The following is a 20,131-nucleotide window of genomic DNA, read 5'->3' on the forward strand; positions in this document are numbered from 1 at the left end:
GGTCAGGAATCGATCCGCACCGAGAGCTCGTTCTCGCCCGTGTACTCCGGCTGCAGCCGCGCGCCGCCCACCTCGGCCGCCGGCAGCACGTACGCGGTGCGCTTGTCGGCCACGTCGTCGAGGAACCGGCCGAGCCGCACCGCCGGGGCCCCCGGGGCGTACTCCAGCCACAGCTGCCAGGTGCCCGGCGCGAGCGCGGGCACCGAGATCCGGAACCGGGTCGGCGACGGCGCCCGGCCGGGCTCCTCGTGGACCGCCTCGCCGTCGCATGCCCGCAGTACCGGCGCCTGGGTGCCGAACTCGGCCCCGATCAGCCGGCCCTCCACGTGCAGCCCGGTGTCGTCGGCGAAGACCGCACCGACCTCGGCGTGCACCGCCCGGCGCCAGCTACGCACCGCGAACGTCCCGTCCGGCGTGCGGTACGGCAGGTGCACCGTCACCCCACCGTCGCCCGGCGGCTCCGGATGCGTCAGCGTCCGGGTGTCGCGCATCCCCGCCGCCACCGGCCGGCCGTCCTGCAGCCGCAGCTCCCACGCCCCCTCGGGCAGATCGCCCAGGCGCACGCTGTGGCCGTCCTGGGCCAGCTCACGCGGCTGCGCGCCGTCGTCACCGATCCGGCGCCAGCGCAGCGTCGCGTCGCCCGCCAGGTCGCGCGCCGGGTACAGCAGCACCTCGCCGTCCGCGGTCACGGTGCAATCGACGACCGGCTGCCCCGGCGTCGGCACCGGGCCCAGCGGGTCCGGTGCCGAACCCCGCCGCGGCCGGGCGCCCAGCCAGCGCAACCACCGCTTGCGGGCGGCCACCCGTTCGAACAACTGTTCGTACTGGGCGGCGATCGGGTCCGGGTCGTAGCGCGCCGAGTTCGCCAGCGCGGCCGTGGCCATCGCCGTGCGCAGCTCGGCGTCGCCGATCATCCGCAGCAACGCCTGCGCCATGGCGTCGGCGTCCCCGACCGGGGTGAGCAGCCCGTCCACGCCGTCCTGCAGGATCTCGCGGGGCCCGTGCGGGGCGTCGGTGCTGACCACCGGCAGGCCGCAGCGCATCGCCTCCACCAGCGTCATCCCGAACGGCTCCCGGTCCGACGGGACCGCCGCGATGCTGCCCCGGGCCCACTCGGAGTCGATCGGGGCGAACCCGCCGGGCATCAGCACGTGGTTGTGCAGGTCCAGCTCCAGCACCAGGCGGCGCAGCGCCGCGTTCTCCGTACCGCCGCCGTAGATCCGCAGCTGCCAGTCCGGGTGGTCGGCGACCACCTTCGCGAACGCCCGGATCAGCACGTCGTAGCGCTTGCTGGCGACCAGGCGGCCCGCGGCCACCACGATCCGCGAGCTGCCGTCCGAGGGCGGCAGCGCCGGCTGCGGCACGCTGTTCGGGATGAACAGCAGCTCCGTACGGCCCAGCCGGCCCAGGTGCGCCCGGTAGTCCTCGGCGTCGCGGGCGCTGACCGTGACAAACGCGTCCAGCCGTTTGATGTGCCGGGGCAGCTCCTCGCGCATCGCCTTGCGCTGCTGGCGCCGGGTCAGGTGCTCCTGGCCGATCCGGATCATGCGGCTCGGCGCGAACTGGGCCGCGTACGCCACCAGCCCGGCCCGGGTGGCGATCACCACGTCGGCGTCGCTGGCGCGCAGGAACGCCCGGTAGCTCTCCTCGACGAACAGGTCGTAGTCCCCGGAGCGGTAGTCCGCCTTCGGGTACACCAGCGCCGGCTGGCCGCGCAGCGACGAGCTGGCGAAGTGCTCGGCGTGCTCGGGGCGGGTCTCCACCAGCGACGTCAGCCGGATCGCCGGGTCCATCGGCAGTTGCGGCACGTCACGGTTACGCAGGGTGCTCAGCACTTCGACGTCGTGTCCGCGCGCCGCCAGCGCGCCGGCCAGATTGAACGTCGTGCGGATCGTGCCGCCGATGCCGAACGCGTTGTTGATCAGAAACAGGATCTTCATTCCTGCGGGTGCCTCCCCGTTCGCCGAGGACACACGCTAGCGCCCATCGGCCACCTGTGTCGCACCGAGTTCGGTCCGTGATCGCCGGTGATAGATTCCCCGGTCGGATCTGGGGGTGCCGGCGCGACGGCGGACGGCAGCGGGGAGTCGGAGGTCAGGGTGCGGCTGAAGGTGACGCTGTGTGGTCTTGCGGTGGTCGTGGCGCTCGGGGCGTGCACGTCGTCCCCGCCGAAGCACCCCACCTTCGCGGGTGGCTCGTCCGCGCCGACCACCGCGGGTTCACCGCCGCCTTGGCAGGAGCCCGCCGCGTACGGATTCGTGGTCGAGCGGCGCTGCGCGCAGGGCCCGTCACTGGGCCGCTACCGCGTCGCGGTCCAGGACGGGCAGGTCGTGCGCACCGAACGGATCGACGGCCGGACCGCCGCGGGCGAGGAGGAGATCGAGGTGCCGTCGCTCGGTGAGCTGCTCACCCTGGCGCAGACCGCCGCGGACGACGGCGGCGCCGTCACCACCACGTTCGACCCGGCCGACGGGCACCCCACGGCGGTGAGTTTCAGCGTCTCGGGCCAGCAGGACGCCGACGGATCGTGCTTCCTCGTCTCCGAGTACGCGCCGGCGTCCTGACCCTGATCCTCGCTATTCGGGCAGGCGGGGACCGGCCGCCCGCTGGGTGGCCAGCCACGACTCCACGTCGTCGGCGGTACGCGGCAGGCCCGCGGACAGGTTCCGGCAGCCGTCGGCCGTGACCACCACGTCGTCCTCGATCCGGACGCCGATGCCGCGCAGCTCGTCGGGCACCAGGTCGTCCTCCGGCTGGAAGTACAGGCCCGGCTCCACGGTCAGCACGTACCCCTCGCCGAGCGGACCGTCGCGGTACGCCTGCTTGCGCGCCGCGTTGCAGTCGTGCACGTCGATGCCGAGCATGTGCCCGAAACCGTGCAGGGTCCAGCGGCGGTACACCGAGGACTGTTCCGACATGGCCTCGTCCACGCTGACCGGCAGCAGGCCCAGGTCGTGCAGGCCCTCGGCCAGGACCCGCATGCAGACCAGTTGCACGTCGTGGAACTTGACGCCCGGCCGGATGAAGTCCATCCCGGCCTGCTGCGAGGCCAGCACGATGTCGTACACCTGGCGCTGCAGCGGGGTGAAGGTGCCCGACACCGGCACGGTACGCGTCACGTCCGCGGTGTACAGGTTCCGGCCCTCCACCCCCATGTCCATCAGCAGCAGTTCGCCGGGGCGGGTGACGCCGTCGTTGCGGACCCAGTGCAGGATCGTCGCGTGCGCCCCCGCGCCCACGATGGAGCTGTAGCCGACGTCGTTGCCCTCGAACCGCGCCCGCAGCCCGAAGACCCCCTCCAGCAGCCGCTCCCGGACGCCCCGGTCGGCGGGCAGCACCCGGGCCACGTCCTCGAAGCCGCGGACCGTCGCGTCGACCGCCTGCTGCAGCTGGCCGATCTCCCACTCGTCCTTGACCAGTTTCAACTCGCTGATGACGTGGGCGAGCTCGCGGTCGCGCGGGGCGTCGGCGCCGGGCTCGTAGGCGAGGACGGCCCGGTCCACGTTGGGGTCCAGGCCGCGCAGCACCCGGGTACGGGCGGGCGCGCAGTCCGCCAGGGCCCGGCCGAGCTCGCCGTACGGCGCGGTCTCGATGCCCAGCTCCGTCGACTTCTCGGCGAGGGTGGGACGGCGCCCGACCCACAGTTCGCCGTCGCGGCTGCGGAAGAACTCGTCGTTGTCCCGCGACGAACGCTGGCGCGAGTACAGCACCGCGTCGTGGCCCGAGCCGCTCGGGCGCAGCACCAGCACCCCGTTCGGGCCGTGGTCACCGGTGAGGTAGAAGAAGTCGCTGCCGGGCCGGAAGTGGAAGTCCGTGTCGTTGGCCCGGACCTTCTCCACGCCCGTCGGGATCACCAGGGTCTCGCCCGGGAACGCCTCGGACAGGGCGTTGCGGCGCTTGGCGTAGTTCGGCGCCTCGGGCAGCGGTGTCACGGTGCGTGAGTCGTCTCGCCACCCGCCGCGCATGAACTGCAGGAACGCCTCCGGGAAATCTGGGTCATGCGACTCCGTCTTGGCCTGCGTGGTGCCGTCGCTCTGCTCGGCCATGCCTCATCCTCCCGTCGGTTCGGTAGCCGACGTTACCGCCTCGCGTCGGGAAACAGTGGGTGACCGTTTGCGGCAATTCAAAGCTCCCAGAGCGGGATATACAGTGCGCTAAGCGGTTTTCACCCCGCCGGGCCGCAAGGCTGACCACACGGCCGCTCGCGACGTCGAAAGGTGCGACATGGGCTACTCGGTGGTGCTCGGCGAGGCGCTGATGGATCTGCTGGAGACCGAGCGCGACGGCGAGGTCACCTACCGCCCGGCGATCGGCGGAGCCCCGCTGAACGTTGCGGTCGGCGTCGCCCGGCTCGGCGGCCACGCCGAGTACGTCGGCACGCTGGGCGGCGACACGCTGGGGGACCGGATCGCCGATTTCCTGCGTACGGCCGGGGTCGGGGTCCGGGGGGTGCGGCGCGTGCCGGTGCCCACGACGCTGGCCCTGACCACCTTCGACGGCGCCGAACCCACCTTCACCTTCTACGGCGAGCCCCCCTCGTACGCGCTGCTCGAACCCGGCGACCTCGACGCCGAACTCGTCGCCGGAGCGGCCGTGCTCTACACCGGCTCGATCGCGTTGCTGCGCGAGCCGTTCCGGGCCGCCGCCCGCGCCGCCTGGGCGACGCCCGGCCCGATCCGCGTCTTCGACCCGAACGTGCGCCCCACGCTGCTGCCCGGCCCCGCCGCGGTGGCGGCCCTGCGCGAGCTGACCGACGAGTTCATCGCCACGGCCGACCTGGTCAAACTCAGCGCCGCCGACGCGCGCCTGCTGTACGACGGGGCGGAGCCCGCCGCGGCCGCCGAGCGGATCCGGCGGCTGGGCGCGGCCGCGGTCGTGGTGACCGCCGGTGCGGCGGGCGCCCACGTGGCAACGGCGGACGGCGCGACGACGCTGCCGGCCCCGGCGGTGTCCGCGGTCGACGCGACCGGGGCGGGCGACTCGGTGATGGCGGCACTCGTCCGGCGCCTGCTGGCCGAGGGCACGCCCGCCGACCTGGCCGACTGGCTGCGCCACGTACGTTTCGCGCTGGCCGTGGCGGGCCTGGTCTGTGAGCGGCCCGGCGGCGCGGTGGCGATGCCCGCCCCGGACGAACTCACCCGTCGCTGGGGCGACCTGCCCTGACCGTGGCCCCTCCCGGCGGCGTGGCCGCGGCGCGAACTTGAGGAGTTCGGGTTCGGAGCGGACCCGAACCCTTCAAGGTCCGGGCCGCTGCCCTCGCTCGGCTGCTTCGATGCGTCGGCTGTGGCTCGGGCGACCGGCGGTGTGGGGCGCCGGCTGTGCTCAGGCGCCCTGGGCCTTGGCGATGAAGCGTTGACGGTCCAGGAGGACCCGCTCGACCCGGACCTCGGCGACGATCTCCTCGCCGTCGCGCACGACCACCTCGAAGCCGAGCTTGCGGCCGTCCACCTTCGCCAGGGTGGCGAGCGCGGTGATCCGGCGGCCGACCGGCGTGGGGGCGAGGTGCTCGACCTCCGCGCGCGTACCGACCGTGGTCACCCCGCCGGGCATCTGGCGCGCGGTCGCCGCGACCGTCGCGGTCTCGGCCAGCGAGAGGACGCGCGGAGTGCCCAGCACGGGCACGTCGCCGGAGCCGAGGGCCTGGGCGGTGTCGGCATCGGTGACGGTCAACTCCACCCGGGCGGTGAGACCGGGGGCGAACTCCGGAAGCTCCATCGGCTCAGCTTAAGGTGCGACGGATCGCCGCCCGTACACGTCATCCGGGGCGGCGGCCGCGGCCTGGCGGCCACGCTCGGCGAGTTGCGCCGCGAGGGCCCACGCCTCGTGCAGATCCCGGTCGCGGGCGGCCGCGCCCCGCCCGCCCGCGGTGTCCGCGTGCACCGTGGCGAGTCCCAGCAGCCGCTGCACCGGACCCTGCACCACCCGGACGCTCTGCAGCCGCGCGTACGGCACGAGCTGCAGCTCGTGGGTCAGCCGCCCCCACCGGGTGACGAAGCCACCGGGCGCCAGCCCGGCCCCCAGGTACCGCAGCGTGAACGGGTGCAGCCACCGGGCCCGCGCGGGCGGCGCCGTCACCGGCATCGCCAGCAGATCCGCGCCGGGCAGCACCTCCCACACCACCGCGCGGGCGGTGGCCAGGTCACCGACCGGCATCAGCCGGTCCGAACCGGTGTCGTCGCGCTCCTGCGGGCCCGCGAACCCGGCCACGTCCAGGCGCAGGTGCAGCCAGCCCTTCGCCCGCCACAGCAGCGGCCAGGTGGCGCTGACGGACTGCACCCGGTGCAACGGCACGATCTGGCTGCGCGTCTCCACCAGTCCCTGACGGACGGCGAGCCGGCCCTCGGCGTCGCGGCCCAGCCGGAACGCCCAGTCCCGCAGGATCCGCCGGACCGGCTGCAGGAGCACCCCGACCATCGCCGTGACCGTGCTGGCGATGCCGACGAACGTCCAGCTGCCGTCGAGGACGAACTGCAGGGTGACGCCCGTGATGCCGATCGGCAGGAGCAGCGCCTGCGGGGTGAGCAGCTGGCTGACGATCAGGTCGGTGTTGTCGACCGCCAGCAGGGGCCGCGCCGTGGCGGCGACCGTACGGTCCGGCGCCGCGGCGGACGAGGGGGCGTGGCCGGCCAGGGCGAGCAGGCGTTGGCGCAGGGCGGTGGCGTCCCGGACCGTCAGGTACGCCAGCGGCGCCTCCGTCTTGCCCCCGCCGACCACCTCCAGCCGCAACTCGGCCAGGCCGGTGAGCTGGGCCAGCAGCGGGCGGCGCAGCTCGACGGACTGCAGGCGCTCCAGCGGGATGGCCCGGTTGCGCCGCCACAGCAGCCCGTCGGCGATGCGCAGCTCGCGCCCCACCACGTGGTAGCCGGTGTTGAGCCAGCTGACCACCGACAGGACCACCGCGCCGACGGCCAGGACGGCCACCACGATGGCGAAGCGTTCCGGGCCCACCTGCGACAGCGTCTGCCAGCTCAGCGCGGCCACGATCACGGTGAGCGACTTGGCGCCGTGCAGCAGCGGGCTCAGCGGATGCAGCCGCCGGCGCGGCTCCGGCACCGGGGGTGACCCGTCGGACGGCAGCCCAGGCGGTCGACCGGAGCCGTCCGGTTCCGCGCGCTGGGCCTGCTGAGCGGGCTCGTCCGCCGGGGGCGGCCCGGCGGGCAGGGAGGCGTCAGCGGTGGTCACAGGCCCTCGGCCCGATCCTCGCCCAGCGCGGTGAGCCGGTCGCGCAGCCGGGCGGCCTCCTCGGGCGGCAGGCCGGGCACCCGGGCGTCGCTGGCGGCCGCCGCGGTGTGCAGCTGCACCGTCGCGAGATTGAACGCCCGCTCCAGCGGACCGGCGGTGACATCGACGTACTGCATGCGGGAGTACGGGACGATGGACAGCCGGCGCACCAGCAGGCCGTGCCGTACCAGCAGGTCGTTGTCGCGTTCGGCGTATCCCCAGGCGCGGACGGCCCGGACGGTCGTGATCGAGCGCCAGATCGCGTACACCACGACGACCGCCATACCGGCCAGCCACCACGAGTGCCCGGTGAGCAGCCGTCCGACGAGCAGGCCCAGCAGCACCACGGCCGCGAACGCGCCCCGGGAGATCAGTTCCACAGTGATCAGCCGCGGCGAAATCTGGCGCCAGGCGACGGTGTCGGGCCACGGCTCCAGCGGGTCGGTCGCGGGCGAGGGTTCGGCGACGGGCGGAGGTCCGGCGACGGGCGAGGGTTCGGCGACGGGCGGAGGTCCGGCGACGGGCGAGGGCTCGGCGACGGGCGAGGGTTCGGCCACGCTTCGAGCCTAGGAGATCGCCGCACCGGGCGGCGACGGTGCGATCCGCTCCGAGTAGGGCTCGACTTCGCGCAGGAGGCGGCGGGCGCTGAGGAAGTCACCCAGCGATTCCCGGTGCTCGGCGCAGGCCAGCCACGTCTTGCGCCGCTGCGGCTCGTGCAGCTTGGGGTTGTTCCACCGCAGCTGCCAGACGGCGGGCGCACGGCAGCCCTTGGCGGAGCACTGGGGGGTCAGATCCTCGACCACGTCCGCAAGCCTACGCGGGCGCATGCGTGCGCAGGTATGGCGTGCGCAGGTATGGCGTGCGCAGGTATGGCGTGCGCAGGTATGGCGTGCGCAGGTATGGCGTGCGCAGGTATGGCGTGCGCAGGTATGGCGTGCGCAGGTATGGCGTGCGCAGGTATGGCGTGCGCAGGTATGGCGTGCGGAGGTAGGAGAGATGAGCGCCGGGCGACCACGGGGGAAGTCGCCCGGCGACGCGCTGAATGTTACACGCTCCCAGTCCCCCGCCGTCCACCCCTGCGCGGTGCCCGATCCGGCGGATCGCGCAGAAAGATCGAATCGTGGCGGTCGCTGTCCGGCGCCCGGCGGGTAATGCGGCTCTGCCCCGACGGTTTTCCGCATGGTCGTGTAAGTCTTGAGCGTCGGCACCCGCGCCGACGCCGAACCGCTGTGGAGGACCGGTGGCCCAGCCGACCACGCCCGATACCGAGACCGTCTCCGACGCCGGGGCCCCCGTACCGCCCGCGCACGACGCGACGCAGCTCGAACGGGCCATGTTCGAGGTCAAGCGCGTCATCGTGGGCCAGGACCGGATGGTCGAGCGGATGTTCGTCGCCCTGCTGGCGCGCGGCCACTGCCTGCTCGAAGGCGTACCCGGGGTCGCCAAGACCCTCGCGGTGGAGACCCTCGCGAAGGTCGTCGGCGGCAGCTTCTCCCGGGTGCAGTTCACCCCCGACCTGGTGCCCGCGGACATCATCGGCACCCGCATCTACCGGCAGTCCAGCGAGAAGTTCGACGTCGAACTCGGGCCGGTGTTCGTCAACTTCCTGCTGGCCGACGAGATCAACCGGGCGCCTGCCAAGGTGCAGTCCGCACTGCTCGAGGTCATGGCCGAACACCAGGTCTCCATCGGCGGGCAGACCCACGAGGTGCCCGACCCGTTCCTGGTCATGGCCACCCAGAACCCCATCGAGCAGGAGGGCGTGTACCCGCTGCCCGAGGCGCAGCGCGACCGCTTCCTTATGAAGATCCTCGTCGGGTATCCGACTGATGCCGAGGAACGCGAGATCGTCTACCGGATGGGGGTGCGCGCGCCCGAACCCAAACCGGTGTTCACCCCGGCCGACCTGCTGGCCCTGCAGGGCCGCGCCGACCAGGTGTTCGTGCACAACGCCCTGGTGGACTACGCGGTCCGGCTGGTGCTGGCCACCCGGGCGCCCGCCCAGCACGGGATGCCGGACGTCGCCCAGCTCATCCAGTACGGTGCCAGCCCGCGCGCCTCGCTCGGCGTCGTCCGGGCGACCCGGGCCCTGGCACTGCTGCGCGGCCGCGACTACGCCCTGCCCCAGGACCTGCAGGACATCGCCCCGGACATCCTGCGGCACCGGCTCGTGCTCAGCTACGACGCCCTGGCCGACGACATCCCGGCCGACCACATCGTCGCCCGGATCATGCAGAGCGTGCCGGTGCCGTCCGTGGCGTCGCGCCAGGGCACCACCCCGAACGGTCAGCCCACCAGCGGCGTCCCGGGCGGCGGGTACGACGCCCCGGCGCACCAGCACCACCCGGTCGCCTGGCCGGGGCAGCCGTGACGCAGGCCGGGACCGCACCACCCGGGGCCGACGACGGCACCGCCCGGGCCGAGGCCGTGCTGTCCCGCCTGCAACTGCTGGTCACCCGCAAGCTCGACGGCCTGCTTCAGGGCGACTACGCCGGCCTGCTGCCCGGCCCTGGCAGCGAGGCGGGGGAGTCCCGGGAGTACCGCCCCGGCGACGACGTACGCCGCATGGACTGGCCGGTGACCGCCCGGACCACCACCCCGCACGTGCGGCGCACGGTCGCCGACCGGGAACTGGAGACCTGGCTCGCGGTGGACCTGTCGGCCAGCGTCGACTTCGGCACCGCCCGCTGGCTCAAACGCGACCTGGTGATCGCCGCGGCCGCCGCGATGGCCCACCTCACCGTGCGGGGCGGCAACCGGATCGGCGCGGTCGTCGGCACCGGCTCGGGCGTCCCGGCATCCACCGGGTCGCGCGGGTGGCGGCGCCGCCGCGACACCACGCCACCGGCCGAGCCGACCCCGCCGTCGATGGTGCGGCTGCCCGCCCGGCCCGGGCGCAAGGAGGCGCAGGGGCTGCTGCGGGCGATCGCCCGTACCTCGATCCGGCCCGGCCGGGCCGACCTGGGTGCCCTGGTCGACATGCTGAACCGGCCGCCGCGCCGGCGCGGGGTGGCCGTGGTGATCTCCGACTTCCTGGCTCCGGTCGAGGGCTGGGCCCGCCCGGTCCGCAAGCTCGGGGTCCGCCACGACGTGCTGGCCATCGAGGTCGTCGACCCGCGCGAACTCGAGCTGCCCGACGTCGGCGTGCTCACCCTGGCCGACCCGGAGACCGGGGCCCTGCACGAGGTGCAGACCGCCGACCCGGCGCTGCGCCGCCGCTACGCCGAGGCGGCCGGTGAGCAGCGCGCCGTGATCGCCCGGGCCCTGCGCGCCGCCGGTGCCGCCCACCTGCGACTGCGCACCGACACGGACTGGCTGCTGGACATGGTCCGCTTCGTCGCGGCCCAACGACACGCTCGCACCAGGGGGACCACCCGATGATCCGTTTCCTGGCACCCTGGTGGCTGCTGGCCTGGCTGCCCGTCATCGCCGTCGCCGGGGTGTACGTGTGGCGCCAGTTCCGGCAGCGCTCGTACGCGATCCGGTTCACCAACGTCGACCTGCTGCGTACGCTCGCCCCCAAGGGTCTGGGCTGGCGCCGGCACTTGGCTGCGGCCGCGTTCCTGCTCAGCATGGTCGCGCTGGCCTCGGCGATGGCCCGGCCCTCGGTGGACCGCAAGGAGCCGCTGGAACGGGCCACGGTCATGCTGGCGATCGACGTGTCGCTGTCCATGCAGGCCGACGACGTCGCCCCGACCCGGATCCAGGCCGCGCAGGAGGCGGCGAAGGCGTTCGTCGACGAGCTGCCGCCCACCTACAACCTGGGGCTGGTGTCGTTCGCGAAGTCGGCCAACGTGCTGGTGCCGCCGACCAAGGACCGCGCCGCGGTGCTGGCGGGCATCGACGGCCTGACCCTGGCCGAGGCCACCGCGACCGGCGAGGCGGTCTTCACCTCGCTGGACGCCATCCGGTCCGTGCCCGCCGACGGCGCCGACGGCGCCCCGCCCGCCCGGATCGTGCTGCTCTCCGACGGCTACCGCACGTCGGGACGATCCATCGAGGACGCGGCCACCGCGGCCTCGTCCGCGAACGTCCCGGTCTCCACGATCGCTTTCGGTACGGACACCGGCGTCGTGGACATCCGCGGCCAGTTGCAGCGGGTGCCGGTGGACCGGCTGTCGTTGCAGCAGCTCGCCGAGACGACCAAGGGCTATTTCTACGAGGCCGCCTCGGTCGGCGAGCTGAAGCAGGTGTACGAGGACATGGGCTCCTCCATCGGCCACCGGATCGAACCGCGCGAGGTCACCCAGTGGTACGCCGGTGCGGCCCTGCTGTTCGGCCTGGTGGCGGCGGGCCTGAGTCTGCTGTGGACCTCGCGGCTGCCGTGAGCATGTGGTCAGGGTGTGCTGTGCACCAGCACGAACAGCACGACCACCCAGACGGTGGCGATGGTGAAGCCGAGGGGCGCGACGAAGCGGCTCATCTGCGGAACCTCCGGAAGTGAAGACCGGCGGGGACAGCGCACACGTCACGTCGCGGCCGGCACCGCTCCCCGGCGGTCGCGGCGCGCACGACCGGGCCCGCAGCCGATCATGCGGCCTGCGGGTGGGGAGGGCGGGAGGGTGTCAGCCTCAGGCGGGCTGACGACCGGCCCGGCCGCGACTAGGAGGATCGCTATCTCGCACAGCGATCACCTCCGTCGGTCGCGGGCCACGATTCGTGGCGGTCTTCGGGCCGTCCGAGAGCGTACCTCTTAAGCGCGACATAAGGAAAACGGGCGCGTGCCCGGCGTGGCGCGAACCACCCGCTAGTCTCCACATGATCCCCGCAGCAGAAGGAGTACGCGTGCCACGCACCGTGTTGGTCACCGGAGGCAACCGCGGCATCGGCCTGGCCATCGCGCAGGAGTTCGCCAAGCAGGGCGACCGGGTCGCGGTCACCCACCGCGGCAGCGGCGCACCCGACGGGCTGTTCGGCGTCCAGTGCGACATCACCGACAGCGCCGCCGTCGACGCCGCGTTCACCACCGTCGAGGCCGAGCTGGGCCCGGTCGAGGTGCTGGTCGCCAACGCCGGCATCACCGACGACACCCTGCTGCTGCGCATGTCGGAGGAGCAGTTCACCCGGGTCCTGGACACCAACCTGACCGGGGCGTTCCGGTGCGCGAAGCGGGCCAGCGCCAAGATGCTGCGCGCCAAGTGGGGCCGGATCATCTTCATCTCCTCGGTCGTCGGCCTCTACGGCGGCCCCGGCCAGGTCAACTACGCCGCCAGCAAGGCCGGGCTGGTCGGCATGGCCCGCTCGATCACCCGCGAGCTGGGCAGCCGCAACATCACCGCGAACGTGGTCGCCCCCGGCTTCATCGAGACCGACATGACCGACGCCTTGCCCGAAGCCCGCCGGGCGGAGATCATCAACGCCGTCCCGGCCGGGCGGCTCGCCCAGGCCAGCGAGGTCGCCGCCGCGGTGACCTGGCTGGCCGGCGACTCCGCGGCGTACGTCTCGGGCGCCGTGATCCCGGTCGACGGCGGCCTCGGCATGGGCCACTGACGACCCGTTCCACCTACTCAGGAGAGACCCGTGTCTGCACTGCTCGCCGGCAAGCGCCTGCTCATCACCGGCATCATCACCGACGCCTCCATCGCGTTCTCGGTGGCGAAGCTGGCACAGGAGAACGGCGCCACGGTCGTGCTCACCGGCTTCGGCCGGCTGTCGCTGGTCGAGCGGATCGCCAAGCGGCTACCCGAGCCGGCGCCCGTCATCGAACTGGACGTGACCAACGCCGAGCACCTGGCCGGGCTGGCCGGCAAGGTCCGTGAGCACGTCGACGGGCTGGACGGGGTGGTGCACTCGATCGGGTTCGCGCCGCAGAGCTGCCTCGGCGGCGGCTTCCTCGACGCGCCGTGGGAGGACGTGGCGACCGCGGTGCAGGTCTCCACGTACTCATACAAGTCCCTGGCCACGGCGTGTCTGCCGCTGATGGGCCGCGGCGGCAGCGTCGTCGGCCTGACCTTCGACGCCACCAAGGCGTGGCCGGTCTACGACTGGATGGGCGTGGCCAAGGCCGGGCTGGAGTCCGCCTCCCGCTACCTCGCCCTGCACCTGGGCGAGCAGGGCATCCGCAGCAACCTGGTGTCGGCCGGGCCGCTGCGCACCATGGCCGCCAAGTCGATCCCCGGCTTCGAGCAGTTCGAACAGGCCTGGTCGGACCGCGCGCCGCTCGGCTGGGACCTGCAGGACCAGGAGCCCGCCGCCCGCGCGGTGTGCGCGCTGCTGTCCGACTGGTTCCCGGCCACCACCGGCGAGATCGTGCACGTCGACGGCGGCTACCACGCCCTGGGGGCCTGAGGCCGACCTCACATGGTCGGTCCCGGCAGCGCTCGGGAAGGATGGTCGCCGTGGGTTACGACGCTTTCCTGCTGATGTCCTTCGGCGGCCCGGAACACCGCGACGACGTCATGCCGTTCCTGCGCAATGTGACGCGCGGGCGCGGCGTGCCCGAGGAGCGGCTCGCCGAGGTTGCCGAGCACTACTACCACTTCGGCGGGGTGTCGCCGATCAACCAGCAGTGCCGTGACCTGCTGGCCGCGATCGACGCCGACTTCGCCGCGCACGGGCTGCGCCTGCCGACGTACTGGGGCAACCGCAACTGGCAGCCGATGCTGGCCGACACGGTGGCGCGGATGCGCGACGACGGCGTCACCTCCGCGCTCGGCTTCGCCACCAGCGCGTACGGCGGGTACTCGTCGTGCAAGCAGTACTGGGAGGACATCGCCGCGGCCCGCGCGCACGTCGGGCCCGGCGCGCCCCGGATCGCCAAGCTGCGCCAGTTCCACGACCACCCCGGCTTCGTGCGGCCGCACGCGGACGCCGTACGTGAGGCTCTGGCCGGTCTGGATCCCGCCCGGCGGGCGAGCACCCGGCTGGTGTTCACCGCCCACTCGATCCCGGTGAGCATGGCCGCCACGGCCGGGCCGGACGGCGGCCGCTACACCGCCCAGTTGCACGAAACCGCCGCCCTGGTGCACGCCGCGGCCGCCCCCGACCTGCCGTGGGACCTGGTCTGGCAGAGCCGCTCCGGGCCACCGCAGGTGCCGTGGCTGGAGCCGGACATCAACGACCACCTGCGGGAGCTGGCCGACAAGGGGGTCACCGACGTCGTGGTGAGCCCGATCGGCTTCGTCTCCGACCACCTGGAGGTTGTGTGGGACCTGGACAACGAGGCCGCCGCGACCGCTGAGGAGCTCGGCCTCGGATACGCCCGCGCGGCCACCCCCGGCACGGATCCCCGGTTCGTGGCGATGGTCCGGGAGCTGGTACTGGAGCGGACCGACCAGATCGTGCCCGCCCGGCTGGGTACGCTCCCCGTCTGGGACGTGTGCCCCGAGAACTGCTGCCCGCCCCCACCGCGACGAGGAGCGTCATGAGCGAGCGCAAGGCCATCGAGAGCTGGCTCACCGACATGGACGGGGTCCTCGTACACGAGGGTGTGCCCGTCCCCGGCGCGCCTGAGTTCGTGGCGAAGATGCAGCAGTCCGGCAAGCCGTTCCTCATCCTGACGAACAACTCCATCTACACCCCGCGCGACCTGCAGGCCCGACTCAGCCGCATGGGCATCGAGGTGCCGGAGCGGGCCATCTGGACCTCCGCACTGGCCACCGCCCAGTTCCTCGCCGATCAGCGGCCCGACGGCACCGCGTACGTGATCGGCGAGGCGGGCCTGACCACGGCGCTGCACGCCGTCGGGTACGTGCTGACCGACTACGCCCCGGACTACGTCGTGCTCGGGGAGACCCGGACGTACAGCTTCGAGGCCATCACCAAGGCGATCCGGCTGATCAACGGCGGCGCCCGGTTCATCTGCACCAACCCCGACGTGACCGGACCGTCGAACGCGGGCGACCTGCCCGCCGCCGGCTCCGTCGCCGCGATGATCTCCAAGGCGACCGGGGTGGATCCGTACTTCGTGGGCAAGCCCAACCCGATGATGATGCGCTCGGCGCTGAACACCATCGAGGCGCATTCGGAGAGTACGGCGATGATCGGCGACCGGATGGACACCGATGTGCTGTGCGGGCTGGAGGCGGGGTTGCAGACGATCCTGGTGCTCACGGGGATCAGTACGCGCGCCGAGACGGAGCGGTACCCGTACCGGCCGTCGCGCATCGTCGACAGCGTCGCGGACCTCATCGACGAACTGTGAGGCTCAGTCGGTGACGCGTACGGACACCGGAGCGCCCTGTCGCGCGTCCAGCACCACCCGCTCACCCAGCGGCTGAGCGAGGGACACGGTCTCGGTCCGCGTGAAGCCGATCATGGTGCAGGTCTCGTTGCCGTCGTTGTGCCGTCGTTCGACCACCACGAGCACGACGACGGCGTTGCTGGACTCGATCGCCTCCGCGTGATAGTCGGCGCCGCACGGCTCGCTGGCCGGATCGTGTGGCCCGACGAAGGACACGGTCAGGCGCTTGCTGGTGAGGGCGGTGGTGGTGGCGGCGTCGATGGTTTCGCCGGCCAAGGAGGCGTCCGGGTCCCAGGGCGGGGCGGTCACCGTGACGACGTCCGAGCCGCCGACGGCGGGGTAGCGCACCCGCAGCGCCGTGTCCTTCAGCGTGTACTCCCAGGCTGGCACGGTCGCCGCGCCCCTGGTGGTGTCGACCTGCATGGTGACCGGGCGGGCGTCGGTGACGGTCACCGGGGGGCAGCCACCGCACCCCGCATCGCCCTTGTGCCGGTGCGCGGCGAGCGCTTCCTCAGCCGGGATCACCGCCACGCTCCGGGACACCCCGTCGGTCCAGGTGATCGTCCCGGTACGACGCGAGGTGACCGGCAGCGGCCCGGCCGGGACCAGGTGACCGGCCGTCAATGCCGGTTTGATGCTTTCGTTGGCGGGCTCGAGCTCGCCGGTCCACTCGGTCGGTTCTCCCACCGGAACGAACCTGCGGGCGGCCTGCACCTCGCCGACCGCCTTGTCGTACCGCGCCAGGACAGTGCGTGCCTGGTCGCGTAGCTCCGGCAGAGTCGGTGGCCGATCGCCAACGGCACCACCCGCGCCGCAGGCGCTGAGTGACATCACCGCGGTCAGGGCGAGTGCCCACCGCCGTCCGATCATGATCCGCTCACCTCCACGACCCGTTCGACGCGATGAGAACGCTGATGGTTGCATCGCAGCGCCCAGGTTCGGCCGAGTCGGCGGCATGGGTGACCGCACGGGCACCGATCACGCCCGGACAGGTGAGCGGCACCGCAACGCCCCGAGGCCAGCCGATTCGTGATGCGCAGGCGCGAGATGGATGGCTGGCTCCGCGTCGACACGGCCGGGCTTACGACGAAACGCCAGTTCAAGGAATGGGTGTCCCGGGGCGTCAGCTACGCCCGGTCGCAGCCTGCCAAGTGATCGGCGTCGTCAGTCCGCCCCCGGGCGGCGGTCCAGCTTGCGGAACGCGTTGAAGAGAATCACCGCTGCGGTGGCGGTCAGCATCATCCGCAGCACGTTGAGAACGTTCCAGCGCCAGGCGTAGGCGGAGAGCCGTTCCGGGTCGGCGGGATACCCGGCGCCGAACAGCTTGCTGACCACCGTGGCGACGATGAACGCGTTGAGCCCCATCAGGACGACAGCCACCAGGCTGGCCCGCCGGTAGTCGGCACGCAGTGCCGGGTCGCGGTTGAGGGCCAGCAGCAGCCAGGTGAGCAGCGCGGCCAGGAAGGTCAGCGGGACGAAGTACAGGGTGGGGCCGGTGTTGACGAAGAACCCGTGCAGCCGGGTCATCTGGGCCGGGGTGTCCACCACCCAGTTCGGCGAGAACACGATCGCTTCGTAGAGGTTGCCGAAGAACCAGTACGCCAGTCCCAGTACGGCGACCAGCGTCAACCACTTCTGCCGCGCAGGCGTCATGACCGTTCTCTCCGATCTCCGTTCGGGCCCACCATCAGGTGCCTGATGGTAGCATCAGGCACCTGATGGTGCGAGGCTGTCGGAATGGCGCAAGCGTTCGTTCCGATGGACCCCGACACCCAGCTGGGCTATCTGCTGGTGCGCTGCGGCGACCAGCAGGCGCGTGCCTGGCAGGAGGCGCTACGCGCACACGGCGTCAACCCGCGGCAGTTCAGCATGCTGGCGTCGCTGGCCCACGATCCCGGGATCAGCCAGGCCGAACTGGCCCGCCGTGTCATGGTCACTCCGCAGAGCATGAGTGAATCGCTGACCCGCCTGATCGACGACGGGCTGATCGCGCGCGGCAGCACCGAACCCGGCCGGCCCGCCCGCCTCGGGCTGACTGAGGCCGGTCGGCGGGCGCTCGAACGGGCCTATCCCGTGGTGAGCGCGCACCAGGAGCAGGCGTTCGCCGCGCTCACCGCGGATGAGAAGGCCGAACTCGCCCGCGTCCTGGGCAAGCTGACGCGCTGATGACGGAGAGAAACGAGGCCGCGGATGCGCTGGCCGACGGTCGGCAGAAGGCAGAGTCCGAGCAGATCTCGCCCGTGACACCGGGTCGAAGTGGAGGGCGGCGCCGCGGATGGCTGGTCATCTTGGGGGATGCTCGTCGTCACCATTGGCCAAGGCACTGGTACTCGGGGCGGGGTCGTCTACTCGAGAGCTGACCTGCCGCATCGTCCGGCGGCCGTAGCACTCGGAGTGGTCCTGGCGGTTATCGCGGCCGTGCCCCTCTTCCTGCTGCTGGGCGGGATTTTCTTCACCGCCCGAGATGGACTTCGGCGCCTGTTCAGGCGGTGACGTCGTGCCTGAGCGGTCAGCTCAGAACCCGGCGGCGACTCCGGCGAAGTATGCCGCGACCACCTGGGTGTGCAGGTCGAAGCCGAGCGGCTGGGGCGCGTCGAGGATTCGCCAGCCGTGGGACTCGGTGTTGGGAAGGCTCTGCGGCAGCGCGTCGGCGGAGGCCAGCGCCGGGAGCAGCCCGAAGATGAGCAGGGTGCCGTCCGGAGCGCTCAGTACGTCGAAAAGCCGTACCACCTTCGCCTCGACGCCCAAGCCCACTTCCTCGCGCAGCTCGCGTACGGTCGCCTCCTGCCAGGTCTCGCCGCGCTCGATGAAGCCCCCCGGCAGGGCCAGAAGGTCCTGGGCCGGGGGGATCGCCCGCCGTACGGTCAGCAGTCCCAGGCCGACCGGCTGCAGCGCGACCGCGACCGGCAGGGGGTTGAGGTAGCTGGTCTCCCCGCAGGCAGCGCAGCGCCTCGGCCAGGGCTGCCCGGGGGTGAACCGGGCGCCGCAGAACGTGCAGTGGGCGTAGCGGTCGAGCATGTCGGGCTCAGGGATGATGCAGCGGCGAATTGCAGGCCGCGACCAGCGCCTGCCGGCACGCCGAGGTGAGCGGGCGCAACGCGGCATCGCGCTGCTGCGCCTCGAATCCGTTGACCGCGCCGCCGGGGGCGCTGTGCTCGGCCAGCGCGAGCACCTGGTCGAGGATGCTGGCCCGGGCGAACAGCCGCCGCGAGCGCGGGTCGAAGCCCGGTGGCAGGGTGGCCGTGCTCTCCGGGCGGCGTAACGCCTGCAACGCCCCGGCCAGCTCGGGCCGCCACTGGGCGACGTCGAGGCGGGTCAGCTGCGCGGTGGCCTCGGTCAGCGCGGTGGTCAGCTCCGCCTCCGCCTCGGCGGCGGCCATCTGGAATCCGGGCCGGAAACCGGACGCGGGCACCGGGTGGAACCGCCACAGCACCGTTTCGAAGGTCACCCCGGAGCCGGACGTGTGGCGGCGCACCTCCGGAACCACGCCGAAGTCGGGGGTCATCACGGCCTCGCCCGCCAGCAGCGCGGCACCGGTCAGTTCGCCCGGGCCGGGCAGCCCCCGCGGGTCGCCGGGCGCCGGCAGCACCAGCCGGATGTCGTCGGGGTGCAGCTTGGCGAGGGCGGGCAGCGCCGCGGACAGGGCCACGTCGGTCCAGGTGCCGGGGGCGTCCGCGACCAGGTGCTCCTCGCCGGCGGCGATTTCATCGGCCAGCTCGTCGAACGACACGAGGCCGGCGCGCCAGGCACGCACCCAGGCGACGAACCGGGTCGAGCGGCGCACCGTCAGTGTCGCCGCATCAGCTGCGGGGGACATGCGAGCAAGGGTACGTGCCGTTCACCGGGGTTGTCTCGGCCGGAGCGTCGGCGGGGGTTACCCGCTCGGGGGAGTTACCGTGCGGGTCATGTATGGGGAGGATGTGCTCGCCGGGAACTGGCGAACGCGCAGGGTGGTGCCCGTCGTCGACGCCGTACGTGACCTGGTGGTGGAGGACGTGGACTCCGGGTTCTGCGGCGCCGTGGTCGGCTTCGAGCTGGGCGCCGTCGTGCTGGAGGACCGCAAGGGGCGCCGCCGCAACTTCCCGCTGGACCCGGCGTCGTTCCTGCTCGAGGGCAAGGTGGTGACACTGCGCCGTCCGGCGGGCGGCGCCGTGCCGGTGCGGCCGCGGCGGACCGCGTCCGGTTCGGTCGCGGTCGAGGGGGTACGCGCGCAGGTCGCCAAGGCCAGCCGGATCTGGGTCGAGGGGATCCACGACGCTGCCCTGGTGGAGCGGATCTGGGGCGACGACCTGCGCGTCGAGGGCGTCGTGGTGCAGCCGCTGGACGGCATCGACGAGCTGCCCGCGGCGGTGCGCGACTTCGCCCCGGGTCCCCGGCGCAAGCTCGGGGTGCTGGTCGACCATCTGGTGCCCGGCTCGAAGGAGAGCCGCATCGTCGCCGGGGTCACCTCACCGCACGTGCTGGTCACGGGGCATCCGTACGTGGACGTGTGGCAGGCGGTGAAGCCGGAGCGGGTGGGGCTGCGTGCCTGGCCGGTGGTGCCGCCGGGGCGGCCGTGGAAGGAGGGCGTCTGCGCCGCGGTCGGGGTGGCCGATCCGGTGGAGATGTGGCGCCGGATCCTCGCCGGGGTGAACAGCTACAAGGATGTCGAGACGCCGCTGGTCAACGCGGTGGAGCGGCTCATCGACTTCGTCACCGTCCTGGACGACCCGTCAGTCTGACCGGAGT

General features: G+C 72.7%; 21 protein-coding genes. 11 read left to right on the forward strand and 10 right to left on the reverse strand.

Translation table 11 applies throughout. The features are described from left to right. Nucleotides 1-2: 2 nt before the first annotated feature. Nucleotides 3-1,940: a glycosyltransferase family 4 protein gene (locus EV385_RS24765; protein WP_130511629.1), complete on the reverse strand. Its 1,938-nt coding sequence runs from the start codon at nt 1,938-1,940 to the stop codon at nt 3-5. A 159-nt stretch (nt 1,941-2,099) separates the two neighbouring features. On the opposite strand from EV385_RS24765, the gene EV385_RS24770 reads away from it, so the two are divergent. Next, nucleotides 2,100-2,564, forward strand: a complete 465-nt coding sequence (locus tag EV385_RS24770) for a DUF6174 domain-containing protein (protein WP_130511630.1) — start codon at nt 2,100-2,102, stop codon at nt 2,562-2,564. Between the two features lie 12 nt (nt 2,565-2,576). Here the strand turns inward: EV385_RS24770 and EV385_RS24775 are convergent, their stop codons facing one another. Next, nucleotides 2,577-4,046, reverse strand: coding sequence for an aminopeptidase P family protein (locus EV385_RS24775; RefSeq protein ID WP_130511631.1), 1,470 nt, complete (start codon nt 4,044-4,046; stop codon nt 2,577-2,579). A gap of 178 nt (nt 4,047-4,224) precedes the next feature. Between EV385_RS24775 and EV385_RS24780 the strand changes: the two genes are divergently transcribed. After that, the gene (locus EV385_RS24780; protein WP_130511632.1) at nt 4,225-5,163 is read left to right on the forward strand and encodes a PfkB family carbohydrate kinase; all 939 of its coding nucleotides are present in this window, start codon (nt 4,225-4,227) and stop codon (nt 5,161-5,163) included. A gap of 159 nt (nt 5,164-5,322) precedes the next feature. Here the strand turns inward: EV385_RS24780 and EV385_RS24785 are convergent, their stop codons facing one another. The 4 genes from EV385_RS24785 to EV385_RS24805 form a co-directional block, all read right to left on the reverse strand. Continuing rightward, entirely contained in the window at nt 5,323-5,715 is a 393-nt protein-coding gene (locus tag EV385_RS24785; protein ID WP_130511633.1) for a thioesterase family protein, read from the reverse strand. Nucleotides 5,716-5,724: 9 nt separating this feature from the next. Next, nucleotides 5,725-7,182 carry a PH domain-containing protein gene (locus EV385_RS24790; protein WP_130511634.1) on the reverse strand — a complete coding sequence of 486 codons (1,458 nt, stop codon included), beginning with the start codon at nt 7,180-7,182 and terminating at the stop codon, nt 5,725-5,727. Beyond that, the gene (locus tag EV385_RS24795; RefSeq protein ID WP_242625351.1) at nt 7,179-7,658 is read right to left on the reverse strand and encodes a PH domain-containing protein; all 480 of its coding nucleotides are present in this window, start codon (nt 7,656-7,658) and stop codon (nt 7,179-7,181) included. Before EV385_RS24795 ends, EV385_RS24790 begins: the two co-directional genes overlap by 4 nt. Before the next feature lie 129 nt (nt 7,659-7,787). Beyond that, entirely contained in the window at nt 7,788-8,024 is a 237-nt protein-coding gene (locus tag EV385_RS24805; RefSeq protein WP_242625055.1) for a hypothetical protein, read from the reverse strand. Nucleotides 8,025-8,461: 437 nt separating this feature from the next. Here EV385_RS24805 and EV385_RS24810 point away from each other — a divergent pair, with 437 nt between their 5' ends. The 7 genes from EV385_RS24810 (at nt 8,462) to EV385_RS24840 (ending at nt 15,364) form a co-directional block, all read left to right on the forward strand. Then, nucleotides 8,462-9,592: an AAA family ATPase gene (locus EV385_RS24810; RefSeq protein ID WP_242625056.1), complete on the forward strand. Its 1,131-nt coding sequence runs from the start codon at nt 8,462-8,464 to the stop codon at nt 9,590-9,592. Then, nucleotides 9,589-10,602 carry a DUF58 domain-containing protein gene (locus tag EV385_RS24815; protein ID WP_242625057.1) on the forward strand — a complete coding sequence of 338 codons (1,014 nt, stop codon included), beginning with the start codon at nt 9,589-9,591 and terminating at the stop codon, nt 10,600-10,602. Before EV385_RS24810 ends, EV385_RS24815 begins: the two co-directional genes overlap by 4 nt. Continuing rightward, on the forward strand, nt 10,599-11,549 hold the full coding sequence (locus tag EV385_RS24820; RefSeq protein WP_130511639.1) for a VWA domain-containing protein: 951 nt from the start codon (nt 10,599-10,601) through the stop codon (nt 11,547-11,549). Before EV385_RS24815 ends, EV385_RS24820 begins: the two co-directional genes overlap by 4 nt. Before the next feature lie 457 nt (nt 11,550-12,006). Further along, a complete protein-coding gene (locus EV385_RS24825) occupies nt 12,007-12,711 on the forward strand; it encodes a beta-ketoacyl-ACP reductase (protein WP_130511640.1) in 705 nt (234 codons plus the stop codon). Between the two features lie 30 nt (nt 12,712-12,741). Then, nucleotides 12,742-13,509, forward strand: a complete 768-nt coding sequence (gene fabI, locus EV385_RS24830; RefSeq protein WP_130511641.1) for an enoyl-ACP reductase FabI — start codon at nt 12,742-12,744, stop codon at nt 13,507-13,509. A 50-nt stretch (nt 13,510-13,559) separates the two neighbouring features. Next, on the forward strand, nt 13,560-14,588 hold the full coding sequence (locus EV385_RS24835) for a ferrochelatase (protein ID WP_130511642.1): 1,029 nt from the start codon (nt 13,560-13,562) through the stop codon (nt 14,586-14,588). Beyond that, nucleotides 14,585-15,364 carry an HAD-IIA family hydrolase gene (locus EV385_RS24840; RefSeq protein WP_130511643.1) on the forward strand — a complete coding sequence of 260 codons (780 nt, stop codon included), beginning with the start codon at nt 14,585-14,587 and terminating at the stop codon, nt 15,362-15,364. The genes EV385_RS24835 and EV385_RS24840 overlap by 4 nt, the downstream gene beginning before the upstream one ends. A 3-nt stretch (nt 15,365-15,367) precedes the next feature. On the opposite strand, the gene EV385_RS24845 is transcribed toward EV385_RS24840, so the two are convergent. Both EV385_RS24845 and EV385_RS24850 read right to left on the reverse strand, forming a co-directional pair. Continuing rightward, entirely contained in the window at nt 15,368-16,273 is a 906-nt protein-coding gene (locus tag EV385_RS24845) for a hypothetical protein (protein ID WP_130511644.1), read from the reverse strand. Nucleotides 16,274-16,567: 294 nt separating this feature from the next. Continuing rightward, the gene (locus EV385_RS24850) at nt 16,568-17,056 is read right to left on the reverse strand and encodes a hypothetical protein (protein ID WP_130511645.1); all 489 of its coding nucleotides are present in this window, start codon (nt 17,054-17,056) and stop codon (nt 16,568-16,570) included. Between the two features lie 84 nt (nt 17,057-17,140). Between EV385_RS24850 and EV385_RS24855 the strand changes: the two genes are divergently transcribed. After that, on the forward strand, nt 17,141-17,569 hold the full coding sequence (locus EV385_RS24855; RefSeq protein ID WP_130511646.1) for a MarR family winged helix-turn-helix transcriptional regulator: 429 nt from the start codon (nt 17,141-17,143) through the stop codon (nt 17,567-17,569). 348 nt (nt 17,570-17,917) lie between these two features. On the opposite strand, the gene EV385_RS24860 is transcribed toward EV385_RS24855, so the two are convergent. Together EV385_RS24860 and EV385_RS24865 are read right to left on the reverse strand one after the other, a co-directional pair. After that, on the reverse strand, nt 17,918-18,421 hold the full coding sequence (locus EV385_RS24860; protein WP_130511647.1) for an NUDIX domain-containing protein: 504 nt from the start codon (nt 18,419-18,421) through the stop codon (nt 17,918-17,920). A gap of 7 nt (nt 18,422-18,428) precedes the next feature. Next, nucleotides 18,429-19,220, reverse strand: coding sequence for a hypothetical protein (locus EV385_RS24865; protein ID WP_130511648.1), 792 nt, complete (start codon nt 19,218-19,220; stop codon nt 18,429-18,431). 88 nt (nt 19,221-19,308) lie between these two features. On the opposite strand from EV385_RS24865, the gene EV385_RS24870 reads away from it, so the two are divergent. Further along, entirely contained in the window at nt 19,309-20,124 is an 816-nt protein-coding gene (locus EV385_RS24870; RefSeq protein WP_130511649.1) for a DUF3097 domain-containing protein, read from the forward strand. Nucleotides 20,125-20,131: the final 7 nt, after the last annotated feature.

Source organism: Krasilnikovia cinnamomea (assembly GCF_004217545.1).
Classification (GTDB): domain Bacteria; phylum Actinomycetota; class Actinomycetes; order Mycobacteriales; family Micromonosporaceae; genus Actinoplanes; species Actinoplanes cinnamomeus.

Coding starts and splice junctions, on each gene's coding strand:
- EV385_RS24765 (WP_130511629.1), bottom strand. CDS start 1,940: ATGAAGATCCTGTTTCTGATCAACAACGCGTTCGGCATCGGCGGCACG.
- EV385_RS24775 (WP_130511631.1), bottom strand. CDS start 4,046: ATGGCCGAGCAGAGCGACGGCACCACGCAGGCCAAGACGGAGTCGCAT.
- EV385_RS24780 (WP_130511632.1), top strand. CDS start 4,225: ATGGGCTACTCGGTGGTGCTCGGCGAGGCGCTGATGGATCTGCTGGAG.
- EV385_RS24785 (WP_130511633.1), bottom strand. CDS start 5,715: ATGGAGCTTCCGGAGTTCGCCCCCGGTCTCACCGCCCGGGTGGAGTTG.
- EV385_RS24820 (WP_130511639.1), top strand. CDS start 10,599: ATGATCCGTTTCCTGGCACCCTGGTGGCTGCTGGCCTGGCTGCCCGTC.
- EV385_RS24840 (WP_130511643.1), top strand. CDS start 14,585: ATGAGCGAGCGCAAGGCCATCGAGAGCTGGCTCACCGACATGGACGGG.
- EV385_RS24845 (WP_130511644.1), bottom strand. CDS start 16,273: ATGATCGGACGGCGGTGGGCACTCGCCCTGACCGCGGTGATGTCACTC.
- EV385_RS24850 (WP_130511645.1), bottom strand. CDS start 17,056: ATGACGCCTGCGCGGCAGAAGTGGTTGACGCTGGTCGCCGTACTGGGA.
- EV385_RS24855 (WP_130511646.1), top strand. CDS start 17,141: ATGGCGCAAGCGTTCGTTCCGATGGACCCCGACACCCAGCTGGGCTAT.
- EV385_RS24860 (WP_130511647.1), bottom strand. CDS start 18,421: ATGCTCGACCGCTACGCCCACTGCACGTTCTGCGGCGCCCGGTTCACC.
- EV385_RS24865 (WP_130511648.1), bottom strand. CDS start 19,220: ATGTCCCCCGCAGCTGATGCGGCGACACTGACGGTGCGCCGCTCGACC.
- EV385_RS24870 (WP_130511649.1), top strand. CDS start 19,309: ATGTATGGGGAGGATGTGCTCGCCGGGAACTGGCGAACGCGCAGGGTG.